This window comes from Nocardiopsis sp. CNS-639 (assembly GCF_000381685.1).
Lineage (GTDB): Bacteria > Actinomycetota > Actinomycetes > Streptosporangiales > Streptosporangiaceae > Nocardiopsis > Nocardiopsis dassonvillei.
This window is the reverse complement of record NZ_KB906864.1, coordinates 1-12,367: the sequence shown is the minus strand read 5'-3', so window position 1 is coordinate 12,367 and position 12,367 is coordinate 1. Positions and strand designations below refer to the sequence as shown.

Annotated in this window: 10 protein-coding genes; 2 read left to right on the top strand and 8 right to left on the bottom strand. The window is 70.1% G+C overall.

The features are described from left to right. Positions 1–3: 3 nt before the first annotated feature. The 4 genes from G011_RS0117310 to G011_RS0117295 form a co-directional block, all read right to left on the bottom strand. A complete protein-coding gene (locus tag G011_RS0117310) occupies positions 4–1,038 on the bottom strand; it encodes a rod shape-determining protein (protein ID WP_013154400.1) in 1,035 nt (344 codons plus the stop codon). Positions 1,039–1,259: 221 nt separating this feature from the next. Continuing rightward, positions 1,260–1,664: a nucleoside-diphosphate kinase gene (gene ndk / locus G011_RS0117305; protein ID WP_013154401.1), complete on the bottom strand. Its 405-nt coding sequence runs from the start codon at positions 1,662–1,664 to the stop codon at positions 1,260–1,262. Between the two features lie 154 nt (positions 1,665–1,818). After that, positions 1,819–2,214, bottom strand: coding sequence for a DUF4233 domain-containing protein (locus tag G011_RS0117300; RefSeq protein WP_019609588.1), 396 nt, complete (start codon positions 2,212–2,214; stop codon positions 1,819–1,821). A gap of 31 nt (positions 2,215–2,245) precedes the next feature. Beyond that, positions 2,246–3,598 carry a folylpolyglutamate synthase/dihydrofolate synthase family protein gene (locus tag G011_RS0117295; protein ID WP_019609587.1) on the bottom strand — a complete coding sequence of 451 codons (1,353 nt, stop codon included), beginning with the start codon at positions 3,596–3,598 and terminating at the stop codon, positions 2,246–2,248. Positions 3,599–3,718: 120 nt separating this feature from the next. Here G011_RS0117295 and G011_RS0117290 point away from each other — a divergent pair, with 120 nt between their 5' ends. After that, positions 3,719–5,074 carry a hypothetical protein gene (locus G011_RS0117290; protein WP_019609586.1) on the top strand — a complete coding sequence of 452 codons (1,356 nt, stop codon included), beginning with the start codon at positions 3,719–3,721 and terminating at the stop codon, positions 5,072–5,074. Between the two features lie 482 nt (positions 5,075–5,556). On the opposite strand, the gene G011_RS0117285 is transcribed toward G011_RS0117290, so the two are convergent. The 3 genes from G011_RS0117285 to G011_RS0117275 form a co-directional block, all read right to left on the bottom strand. Beyond that, a complete protein-coding gene (locus G011_RS0117285) occupies positions 5,557–6,972 on the bottom strand; it encodes an LVIVD repeat-containing protein (protein WP_019609585.1) in 1,416 nt (471 codons plus the stop codon). Between the two features lie 151 nt (positions 6,973–7,123). Next, a complete protein-coding gene (locus G011_RS0117280) occupies positions 7,124–8,536 on the bottom strand; it encodes a hypothetical protein (protein ID WP_026338394.1) in 1,413 nt (470 codons plus the stop codon). 193 nt (positions 8,537–8,729) lie between these two features. Continuing rightward, positions 8,730–10,106, bottom strand: coding sequence for an LVIVD repeat-containing protein (locus G011_RS0117275; protein WP_019609583.1), 1,377 nt, complete (start codon positions 10,104–10,106; stop codon positions 8,730–8,732). A 324-nt stretch (positions 10,107–10,430) separates the two neighbouring features. Here G011_RS0117275 and G011_RS0117270 point away from each other — a divergent pair, with 324 nt between their 5' ends. Then, positions 10,431–11,144, top strand: coding sequence for a DUF305 domain-containing protein (locus G011_RS0117270; protein WP_019609582.1), 714 nt, complete (start codon positions 10,431–10,433; stop codon positions 11,142–11,144). Between the two features lie 215 nt (positions 11,145–11,359). Here G011_RS0117270 and clpX read toward each other — a convergent pair. Beyond that, on the bottom strand, positions 11,360–12,367 hold a 1,008-nt coding region (clpX, locus tag G011_RS0117265; protein ID WP_019609581.1), incomplete at its 5' end, for an ATP-dependent Clp protease ATP-binding subunit ClpX.

The window sequence follows — 12,367 nt, the reverse complement described above, 5'->3', positions numbered from 1 at the left end:
GGGTCACCTCCGCCGCTCGGGGACGAGTACCTGGTGGAGCCGTTCGTAGTTCTCGACGCAGGTGCCCGAGCCGACGGCGACGGAGTCCAGCGCGTTGTCGGCGACGTGGATGGGCATCCCGGTCTCGTGCAGGAGCCTCTCGTCGATCCCGCGGAGCAGCGCGCCGCCGCCGGTGACGGCGATACCGCGGTCCATGATGTCGCCCGACAGCTCCGGGGGGCACTTGTCCAGGCTGGTGCGGACCGCGTCGACGATCGCGGTGACCGGCTCCTCGATGGCCTGGCGGACGTCGCTCTCGGACAGGACGATGGTCTTGGGCAGCCCGCTGACGAGGTCGCGTCCGCGCACCTCGGCGCGGATCTCCTCGGAACCGGTCGGGTAGGCGGAGCCGATGGCCATCTTCAGCTCCTCGGCGGTGCGCTCCCCGATCATCAGCGAGAACTCCTTCTTGACGAAGGTCGCGATGGCCTGGTCGAGTTCGTCGCCGCCCACGCGGATGGACTGCGAGGTGACGATGCCGCCCATCGAGATCACGGCGACCTCGGTGGTGCCGCCGCCGATGTCCACGACCATGTTCCCGGTGGGCTCGTGGACGGGGAGCCCGGCGCCGATGGCGGCGGCCATGGGCTCCTCGATGATGTAGACCCTGCGCGCGCCGGCCTGGTATCCCGCCTCCTTGACGGCGCGGTGCTCGACCGAGGTGATGCCGCTGGGCACCGCCACGATCAGGCGCGGCTTGGCGAAGTGGCGCCGCCGGTGGATCTTCTGGATGAAGTAGCGCAGCATGCGCTCGGTGATCTCGAAGTCGGCGATAACACCGTCCTTCAGGGGACGGATGGCCGTGATGTTGGTCGGCGTGCGACCGATCATCTGCTTGGCTTCGATGCCGACAGCGACGATTCGGCCCGTTGAGGTGTTGAGCGCGACCACCGACGGCTCGTTCAGAACGATGCCGCGTCCTCGCACGTACACGAGCGTGTTGGCGGTACCCAGGTCGACGGCCATGTCCCGGCCGAGAAAAGCAAGGTTGTTCGGCATGTAACGTCCTCAGAGGCGCCGTGTCGGACGTGGTTGCCCGGGGCGACCATACGTAGTCGTTCCGGCACGATAGGTGTTGAGTCCCCCGTATCGTAACGGTCAGCACTTAGTCCGTTACGCAAACACACCGAATTGTTGCCCCGTCGGCGGACGAACCGACCGAAGTCGCCCGTGTCCGCGGGTCCCACATGCCGAAGGACCCGCGGACCGTCCCGTTTCCCCTACAGGTCGGGGAAGAAGAGCTTGATCTCGCGCTCGGCGGAGTAGGTGGAGTCCGAGCCGTGCACGATGTTCTGCTGCACCTCCAGCGCGAAGTCGCCGCGGATGGTGCCGGGGGTGGCGGTCACCGGGTCGGTGGCGCCGGCCAGGGCGCGGAACGCCTCCACCGCGCGCTCGCCCTCGACCACCATGGCCACGAGGGGGCCGCCGGTGATGAACTCGACGAGCGAACCGAAGAACGGGCGCTCGGCGTGCTCCTCGTAGTGCGTCTTGGCGGTCTCGGCGTCGAGCGTGCGCAGCTCCATGGCGACCAGCTTCAGGCCCTTGCGCTCGATGCGCGAGATGACCTCGCCGACGATGTTGCGGCGGACGCCGTCCGGCTTGATGAGAACGAGAGTGCGCTCCACGTGCGTGTCAACTCCTCACTGGGGCTCCGCGTGGCGCACGTGGGCACCCGCCCACGGCAGCGGCCGCACGCGGAGGAATCGGGTGATGGGTCACAGGTGCGAGGGCCGCAGGAGGAGGGTTCTCCCCGGGCCGCCCGCCCGGACCTGCGTCACACTATCGCGTTTGGCGCGTGGGCGCGGAGGCCGCGGTGTCCTCGCCCCGCCCGGCGGCCTCCGCCTCGGCGCGGGCCAGGTGGGCGGCCTTCATCTCGTCGGTGCGGCGGCCCATGATGACGCCGGTCACCCACAGGGAGACGAACACCACGGCGACCAGCACCGCCCCGGAGACCAGGAAGGAGGTGAACAGGAAGGCGGCCTGCAGCGCCCAGGCCGCGTAGTGCGCCCAGCGGTGCTTCTGGAGCCCGGAGAGCACGAGGGCGGCGACGGCCATCCCTCCCCACAGGCTCCCGGCCAGGACCGGGTCCATCCCCTCCAGGGAGATCGCGACGGGGATGAAGAGGCCGATCACGATGACCTCGAACACCAGGATGACGGCGCAGACTACACGCACGGCGGGTTCCCTTCGTAGTAGACCTGGCCCGTCACTCCTGCGCACCGCGCAACAGGTGGACGGCGTCACCGGCGGTGACGACCGATCCGGTGACCAGTACACCGGTGCCGCCGAACTCCCCGCCTTCCTCGGCCAGGCCCACGGCCCGGTCGATGGCGTCGTCGAGTCGGGGCTCCACGTGCACGCGTTCCTCACCGAAGATGTGCTGGGCGACGTTGGCCAGCCGCTCCGGTTCGAGGGAACGCGGGGAGGAGTTACGGGTGACGACGATCTCGTCGAGCAGTGGTTCGAGGGGTTCGAGGATCCCCTCGACGTCCTTGTCGGCCATGATCGCGACCACCCCGACCAGCCGGGAGAAGGTGAAGGCCTCCTCCACGGCCGCCGCGGTGGCGGTCATCCCGGCCGGGTTGTGCGCCGCGTCGGCGATGATGGTCGGGCTGGTGCGCACGACCTCCATGCGGCCCGGGGAGTCCACTCCCGCGAGGGCCTCGGCGACGATCGCGGGGTCCAGGCCCCCGGCGTCGTCGCCGGAGGAGGCGAACGCCTCGACCGCGGCCAGGGCCACGGCGGCGTTCCCGGCCTGGTGTGCCCCGAACAGGGGCAGGAACAGGTTCTCGTAGTCGCCGGTGAGGCCCTTGACGGCGATCTGCTGGCCGCCGACGGCGATCTCGCGGGAGGTGACGCCGAACTCCAGGCCCTCCCTGGCCACCCGCGCCCCGACCTCCGCGGCGTTGCGGACCAGGGCCTCGGCGGCGGGCAGCGGCTGCTGGGCCAGGACCGCCACGGAGTCGGGCTTGATGATGCCCGCCTTCTCCTCGGCGATGCCCTCCACCGTGTCGGGCAGGTACTCGGTGTGGTCGATCCCGATGGGGGTCACCACGGCGACGTCTCCGTCGATGACGTTGGTGGCGTCCCACCGGCCGCCCATGCCGACCTCGACGACGGCCACGTCCACGGGGGCGTCGGCGAAGACGGCGTAGGCCATCACCGTGAGGATCTCGAAGAACGACAGCGGTGCGTCGTTCATCGAGTCGGCCATCTCGACGTAGGGGCGGATGTCGTCGTAGGCCGCGACGAACCGCTCCTGGGATATGGGCTCCCCATCGATGACGATGCGTTCGCGCACGGTGCGCAGGTGCGGGCTGGTGTAGCGGCCCACGCGCAGACCCCGCCCGCGCATGAGCGCGTCGATCATGCGGGCGGTGGAGGTCTTGCCGTTGGTACCGGTGACGTGGATGGCCCGGAAGTTGCGGTGCGGGTCGCCCAGGAGGTCCAGCAGGGTGCGGACCCGGTCCAGTCGAGGATCGATGTCGGACTCGGGCGCGCGGGCGAGGATCTCCGCGGTCACCTCGGCGTAGCGCTGCTCGGCGCTGGCTTCGCTCACGGTGTCTCGGTGTCTCGTGTGTTCGGGGTGTACACCCGCGCCAGTCTACGCGCCCCCACCTGGGCACGATCCCCGGGTAAGGGAACCGGTGGCCTGTGTCGCGCAGACCATACTGGGACCATGCGAAGCCTTGACCCCTTCTTCTCCGAGTGGGCGCAGCGCCGCCCCGACCGCCCCCGCGACCGCACCGGGAGCCTGGAGCGTGCCACGGCGCTGATGCGCGTGCTCGGGCTGGACACGCGCCGCCCCCCGGTGCTGGGAGTGGTGGGGTCCAAGGGAAAGGGGAGCACGGCGACGACGGCCGCGGCGGCGCTGGCGTCGGCCGGACTGCGCACGGTCCTGGTCACCGGGCCGAGCTTCCGCTCCTACCGCGAGCGCGTACGGGTGGACGGGACCTCGGTGTCCGACGCCGAACTGGACGTGTTGGGCGCCCGGATCGACGCCGCCCGACGGGAACTGCCGACGGTGGAGGAGTTCGGCGGCCACCTGGCGCCGAGCGGGCTGTTTCTCGTGGCGGGGTTGCTGCGCGCCATCGAGGTGGGTGCCGACGTGTGCGTGCTGGAGGCCGGGATGGGCGGCCACCGCGACGAACTGCGCCTGGTCGGCCCGGAGGTCGTCGCGCTGGGCAAGGTCTTCGCCGAGCACGTGGGTGTCCTCGGCGACACCGTGGCGGAGATCGCCCGGGAGAAGGCGCGGGTGGCCGGGGAGCGGACCCGCGCGCTGGTGCGCCTGCCGCAGACCGCGGAGGTGGCCGCTGCGGCCGACGCCGCCCTGGCCGAGGCCACCGGGGGCCGGGTGCGGGCCGAGGTGGTCGATCCGGACCGGCCGGGGGTGGAGCCGCCGCCCGGGCTGCGCCCGCCGGGGCTGTCCGCGGCCTCGGGGGTGCTGGGGACGGCTGCGGCGGCGCGGATGCTGGACCACCTGGGCCGCCCGCCCCTGGACCGGGAACGGCTGCACGCCGTCCTGGGCACCGTCCGGCTGCCGGGGAGGCTGTCCCGCCACACGGTGCCCGGAGAGGAGGCAGAAGCGTCCGGACGGGCCGGAGGGGCGCCCGGTCGGGCTGGAGGAGTGTCCGGTGGGGCCGGCGGGGACCCCGTGGGGGGCGGCAGCGCACCGGACGCCGAGGTGGTCGTGGACTCGGCCATCGACCGCAACGGGGTCGCCGCCGCCCTGGCCCACGTCCGTGGGCTGTGGGGCGGGGTGGACCACGTGCTGCTGTGCCTGCCCGACCACAAGGACGTGTCGGGGGCGGTGGAGGTCCTGGGGGACCTGCCCGTGACCGCCGTGCGCCTGCCCGAGGCCCACCTGCGCTTCGAGCACGCCCTGCCGGGCCACTGGGGTCGCATGGACGCCGCGGACCTGTCCCCCACGGCCCTGCGCGCGCTCGGCGAACGCGTGCTGGCCCTGGGCACGGTCTACTTCACCGGCCGGGTCCTGGAGGCCGTGGACGCCCCCACCGACCGCCTCTTCGGCTGAGGCCGGGCGGCCGCGCGGCCCCCGACCGACCGCCCGGCCCCGAACGCCCACGCCGTCCACAGGTCGGAGGAGGCTCTGGCGGCGCCGGGCACTGGCGCGGAACACTCGAACACGGGGGTGTCGGGGTTCCCCCGCGGTGGGGTGCGGCTCCCCCGAGATCGAGCCTACGCCGCCGGGCCCCGGCCCGGAACCGCCCTCCCGCAGCTGTGGAGAACTCCCCCGGATCCGCTCCGCTCCGGCGTGCCCTCTCCCCGTGCCCCTCCGTCCCGGAGCGCACCTCCCCCGGGGCCCGTTCCGCCACAGCGTGCCCTCCCGGATCCGCTCAGCCCCGACATGCCCTCCCTTCGGGGCCGCCCCCGCCCGGCATACCCTCCTCCGTCCGGGGCGGCACGCGGGACCGCGGCACGGCGACGGGGGCGGTGCCGCGGCACCGCCCCCGCCCGGATCACGGGCTCGGGAAGCCCGTCAGCCCCTACCCGCCGTCAGCGCCGTCCCGGCCGGTAGCTCTCCTGACTCTGCGGGTTGAACTCCTCCATCCGCACCCGCTCGGCCGCGCGCACGCGCGGGTCGTCGATCCGCAGCACGTCCAGGCCGCGTTCGATGTCGGACGAGTACACGTAGCCGTTGTAGTAGTACGTCGACCAGGTGTCGTTGTCCTGCACGCCCTCCTCGACGCGGGAGTCCACGTCGAAGAAGCCGATCTCGCTCGGGGCGCCCGGGTCGTTGAAGTCGATCACCGAGACCCCGCCCTGGTACCACGACTGCACGAAGTAGTCCTGGCCGGGCACCGGGATCAGCGAACCGTTGTGCGCCACGCACACCTGGTCGCCCTGGTGGCGGTCGATCTTGAAGTAGCTGGCGAATTCCAGCTCCGGCGAGTCGCCGCCGCCCACCTCGTAGATCGCGTTGGCGCCGCGCTGGGGGCCGACCTCCTCGGTGCAGGTCGGGGCGCCGCCTCCGCCGAGCTCGTCGGTGAACAGCACGGTCCGGGCGTCGTTGGTGAAGGTCGCCGAGTGCCAGAACGCGAAGTTCTCGTCCTGGACCACCTCGGTGACGACCGGGTTCACCGGGTCGGAGATGTCCATCAGCACGCCGTCGCCCATGCAGGCGCCCGCGGCGATGTCGCGCTCGGCGTAGACGGTGATGTCGTGGCAGCCCTGGGTGGGCAGCAGCAGCCCGTCCTGCTCGTGGTTGCCGCCCTCGGGGAACAGGACCGGTTCGTTGACGACCGCGGCCTCCTCGGGAGCGTCGTGCGGGACCTCGATGACGGAGATCTTGTCGTGCGGCGGCTGGCAGTTCGGGAAGCGCTCCGAGGGCGAGTACGACGACACGTAGATCAGGTCGCTGTCACCGGTCTTGCTCGGCACCAGGGTGTTGGTGTGCGAACCGCAGTCGGTGCGCACCGCCGACACGTACTGCGGGTTGGCCTTGTCGGAGATGTCGAAGATCCGGATCCCCTCGAAGCCGTCCGGGTCGGTCACCGGGACGGAGGGGGCCCCGCACTCGGTGCTCGCGCGCGGATAGTCCACCGAGAAGTAGAGCAGGTCGCCGCTCACCGACACGTCGCCCTGTCCGCCCGGGCACAGGACCTCGGAGACGACCTGCGGCTCCTCCGGCTCGGAGATGTCGTAGATGACGAAGCCGTCGTAGTTGCCGCCGATGGCGTAGTCGCCGCTGAACGCCAGGTCGGAGTTGACGTTGCGCACGGCCGAGGGCTTGGGCGTGTGGGCGACGTGGGTGATGTTGTCGCTGTGGATGTCTTCGGCGGGCGCCTCGTCCGCCTGGGCGGCGGCCGGGCCGAGGAGCCCGAGGAGCAGGGACGCGGCCGCGGCGGACGCGAGGGCCGCGGTGCGCCGCAGCGCCTTCCTGGCCCGTGGTGCTGCGGGAGGTGCGGGCATGGGTTCTCCTGTGTGCACTAGGGGGTGGGGGTGGACGCGCCGGGGCCGCGGCGTACACGGCCGCGGCCCCGGTTCTTCGTCACCCGGCCACGGGCCGGGCGGCGTTCGGGCGGGCGCCCCGGTTCCCCTCGGGCCCGGGGCGCCCGTGCGGTCAGCGGCCGTTGCCGCGGCCCGGCCGGTACTCGGGCTGGGACTGGGGGTTGAACTCGTCCATCCGCACCTGCTCGGCCACCCGGAACCGGGGGTCCTCCAGCTTCAGGACGTCGAGCCCGCGGGTGATGTCGGAGGAGTAGACGTAGCCGTTGTAGTAGTAGGCCGACCAGGAACCGCCCAGGACGAGGTTGTCCTCGCTGATCGGGCCGCGGTCGAAGTGGCCGATCTCCCGGGGGGCGGCCGGGTCGTTGAAGTCGATCACCGAGACACCGCCCTGGTACCAGGACTGCACGAAGTAGTCGCGTCCGGGGACGGGGATCAGCGAGCCGTTGTGCGCAACGCAGTTCTCGGTGTCGGCCTGGTGGCGGGGCAGCTTGTAGTAGCCCTCGAACTCCAGGTCGGGGGAGTCCTGGCCGCCGCCGATGGCGTAGATGGCGTTGGCGCCGCGCTCGGAGCCGATCTCCTCGTTGCAGGTGGCGCCGCCGCCTCCGCCGAGTTCGTCGGTGAACAGCACGGTCTCGCCGTTGTTGGTGAAGGTCGCCGAGTGCCAGAACGCGAAGTTGTCGTCCTGGACCACCTCGGTGACGACCGGCGCGGCCGGGTCGGAGATGTCCATCAGCACGCCGTCGCCCATGCAGGCGCCCGCGGCGATGTCGCGCTCGGCGTAGACGGTGATGTCGTGGCAGCCCGCGGTGCCGGTGTTGCCGCCGTCGGGGAAGAGCACCGGGGTGTCGATGACCTTGGCCTCGGACGGTTCGTCGACGGGGATCTCGATGACGGAGATCTTGTCGTGCGGCGGCTGGCAGTTCGGGAAGCGCTCCGAGGGCGAGTACGAGGAGACGTACACGTACTCGTGTTCGCCGTCCTTGCCCGGCACCAGGGTGTTGGTGTGCGAACCGCAGTCGGTGCGCACCGCCGACACGTACTGCGGGTTGGCCTTGTCGGAGATGTCGAAGATCCGGATGCCCTCGAAGCCGTCCGGGTCGGTGGTCGGCACCGAGGGCGCGCCGCACTCGGTGCTCGCGCGCGGGTAGTCCACCGAGAAGTAGAGCAGGTCGCCGCTCACCGACACGTCGCCCTGTCCGCCCGGGCACAGGACCTCGGAGACGACCTGCGGCTCCTCCGGCTCGGAGATGTCGTAGATGACGAAGCCGTTGTAGTTGCCGCCGATGGCGTAGTCGCCGCTGAAGGCGAGGTCGGAGTTGAAGTCACTCATGGCCTCGGTCTTCGGGACGTTGGTCACATGGGTGATGTTGGCACTGGTGTCGGCGTCACTGGCGAACTCGTCGTCCGCCGAGGCCGAGGCCGGGCCGAGGAGCCCGACCATGAGCACCGCCGCTCCGGCGAGGGAGACTCCGGTCAGTCCGCGTCTGGCGCGCCGGGAGGTGGGGGTCGGGGGGGATGACGCCATCCTGTGTACTCCTGATTCTGATTGGAGCGAAACAGGAAGAAGGTACACAGTTCAACATCTATATGTATAGGGGGATACAAAAGAAACCTTGTTCTTAACACGGTGTCCAGCTGGCCCGATTCGACTACACAAGGCGCCTAATCCGGGTGCCGCGCGGCGCACCGAAGGGCTCCGGCGCGCCGCGACCGACGGCTCAGCCGGAGGGCGTGGACGGCTGCGACTGCGGGTTGAACTCCTCCATCCGCACCTCCTCGGCCCCCGCCAGGCGGGAGTCGGTGAGCCGCAGCACGTCGAGCCCGCGCATGATGTCGGAGGAGTAGACGTAGCCGTTGTAGTAGTAGGCCGACCACGAGCCCGCCGTCGTCAGGGCGTCGGGGTTCCAGGGTCCGCGGTCGAAGTGGCCGATCTCCTCGGGGGCGGTCGGGTCGTTGAGGTCGATCACCGAGACGCCGCCCTGGTACCAGGACTGCACGAAGTAGTCCTGGCCGGGCACCGGGATCAGCGAGCCGTTGTGCGCCACACAGTTCTCAGTTTCGGCCTGATGACGAGGCAGTTTGTAGTAGCTCCGAAATTCGAGCTTCGGTTCCGCCCCGCTCTGGTCCAGCGAGTAGACCGCGTTGGCTCCCCGTTCGGGCCCCGTCTCGGCGTCGCAGGTGGCCGCGTGCCCGCCGCCGAGCTCGTCGGTGAAGACCACGGTGCGGGCGTCGTTGGTGAAGGTCGCCGAGTGCCAGAAAGCGAAGTTCTCGTCCTGGACCACCTCGGTGACGACCGGGTTCACCGGGTCGGAGATGTCGAGCAGCAGTCCGTCCCCCAGGCAGGCCGCGGCGGCCAGGTCCCGCTCGGGGTAGGCGGTGATGTCGTGGCAGCCGGTGGTGGTCCCGTGGCCGCCGTCCGGCAGCAGCACCGGTTCGCTGACCACCCGGGCCGAGGCCGGGTCCGCCAGCGGAACCTCGACGACGGAGATCCTGTCGTGCGGCGGCTGGCAGTTGGGGAAGTCCTTCGAGGGCGAGTACGAGGAGACGTACACGTAGTCGCGCTCACCGTCCTCGCCCGGCACCAGCGTGTTGGTGTGCGAACCGCAGTCGGTGCGCACCGCCGACACGTACTGCGGGTTGGCCTTGTCGGAGATGTCGAAGATCCGGATTCCCTCGAAGCCGTCCGGGTCGGTGGCCGACACCGAGGGCGCGCCGCACTCGCTGCCGGCGCGCGGGTAGTCCACCGAGAGGTAGAGCAGGTCGCCGCTGACCGACACGTCGCCCTGACTCCCGGGGCACACGACCGTGGACACCCGGCTCGGGTTCTCCGGATCGGAGATGTCGTAGACGACGAAGCCGTCGTAGTTGCCGCCGATGGCGTAGTCGCCGCTGAACGCCAGGTCGGAGTTGTAGGACGCGGCGCCGTCCAGCCCCTCCGGCCTGGGCAGGTTGGCCACGTGCACGACGCCCCCGCCGGTGCTCACCCCGTCGGCCCTGGCCCCGGGGACGGCCAGGAGGGCGGTGACCAGGAGGGGTGCCGTTCCGAGCGTCCCCCACCGCAGTCCGTTCGCGGACCTTCGCGTCTCCGACACCACCGCACACCCCCCGGAAATACACAAAGCATCCAACTGACTACTATGGGTTTTACTCCTCTCCATTGGTAATAACCAGACGAAACGCCGAGAACGGACATACAACACTTCAGAAGGCCAAAAGCACGCAGAAATCCTCGGGGGTGAGAGGCGCCCCGGCGCCCGCGCCCGGTGCCGCGAAGTCGAACGAGATGGCACCGACCCGGGTCCGGGACTGGACAGAACACCCGTCGAGTGAGTAAGAAAGCCCGCAGGACGTTGCCCCAGGGCACAGCGCCCGCCGGCACAGCGGCCCCGTCCGCACCCCACCCCATCGGAGGACACCTCGTGCGTCGCCTGGTACTCGCGGCCGGAACCGCTCTCGCCCTGCTCGGAGCCTCAGCCTGTACGGACGGGGGGGACGGGCAGGAGCAGGAGTCGGCCAACGTCATCGCCCCCGGCGCGCCCGGGGAGTCCTCCTCCCCCGCCACCGCCGACCAGATCGCCGCCCTCGCCGAGGAGCAGGGCCACAACGAGGCCGACGTCACCTACCTGGTGATGATGATCGAGCACCACTCACAGGCCCTGGAGATGACCGACCTGGTACCCGAGCGCCACGAGCGCGAGGACATCGAGCTCATCGCCGACCGCATCGCCGACGCCCAGGGCCCGGAGATCACCGCCATGGAGAGCTGGCTGGAGGAGAACATCTTCGGTCCGGCCAGGGAGAACCCCGCGCACCAGAACTTCTGCGGGCTGGAGGGGGACGGCACCCACCACGACGAGAGCGGCGACGTGCCCACCTGCGAACTGGAGGTCGACCACGGCGACATGCCGGGCATGGCCACCGAGGAGGAGCTGGAGCAGCTGGCGGCGGCCGAGGGCGACGAGTTCGACCGCCTCTTCGTGGAGCTGATGACCGCCCACCACGAGGGCGCGGTCACCATGGCCGAGGAGGTGCTGACCGAGGGCAAGGACCAGACGGTGATGCGCATGGCCAACGACGTGATCGCCGAGCAGAAGGCCGACATCGCGCGCATGGAGCAGGCGCTGGAGGAGTAGGCCCGGCGGGACCCGCGCGTCCGCCCCGGCGGGGACGGATCACGGCCCCGGGCACACGCGAGGGGGCGCCCCGGTCGGGGCGCCCCCTCGCGTGTGCCGGGCCTCGTCCCGCGTGCGGCCTGGCCGCCGGGGAGCGGGACGCGGGTCCGGGAAAGGTACCGCCGGACCCGTCGCAGGCGCGGAGACCCGGTGCGCGGGGTCCGGGAGGGACGCAGCTAGGCGGACTTCTCCTGGCGGGCCCGGCGCAGCTGGGCCCGCGGGACGATGGTGGGGTTGACGTTGTCGATCACGGTCTCCCGCGTAATGATCACCTGACCCACATCCTCACGAGAAGGCACCTCATACATCACCGACAACAACACCTCCTCGATAATCGCCCGCAAACCACGCGCACCCGTACCCCGAATAATCCCCTGCTCAGCAATCGCGTTCAAAGCATCCGGCGTGAACTCCAACTCCACACCATCCAACTCGAACAACCGCTGATACTGCTTCACCAACGCATTCCGCGGCTCCGTCAAAATCCGGATCAACGCCTCACGATCCAGATCATGCACACTCGTGATCACCGGCAACCGACCCACGAACTCCGGAATCATCCCGAACTTCAACAGATCCTCCGGCATCACCTCACCGAACAACGCCGAACCACCCAGCTCACCCTTGGGACGCAACACCGCGTTGAACCCCATCCCCTGCTGACCCGTCCGCGACTCAATCAACTTCTCCAACCCCGCGAACGCACCACCACAGATGAACAACACATTCGTCGTGTCGATCTGAATGAACTCCTGATGCGGATGCTTCCGACCCCCCTGCGGAGGCACACTCGCCGTCGTCCCCTCCAAGATCTTCAACAACGCCTGCTGCACCCCCTCACCCGACACATCCCGAGTGATCGAGGGATTCTCACTCTTACGCGCGACCTTGTCGACCTCGTCGATGTAGATGATCCCCGTCTCGGCCTTCTTCACGTCATAGTCAGCCGCCTGGATCAACTTGAGCAGGATGTTCTCCACATCCTCCCCCACATACCCCGCCTCCGTCAGCGCCGTCGCGTCCGCGATCGCGAACGGCACGTTCAGAATCCGCGCCAGAGTCTGCGCCAACAACGTCTTGCCCGACCCCGTCGGCCCCAGCAGCAAGATGTTGGACTTGGCGATCTCCACATCCTCCTCGCCCGGACGATCCCCCTCCGAACGCACCCGCTTGTAGTGGTTGTA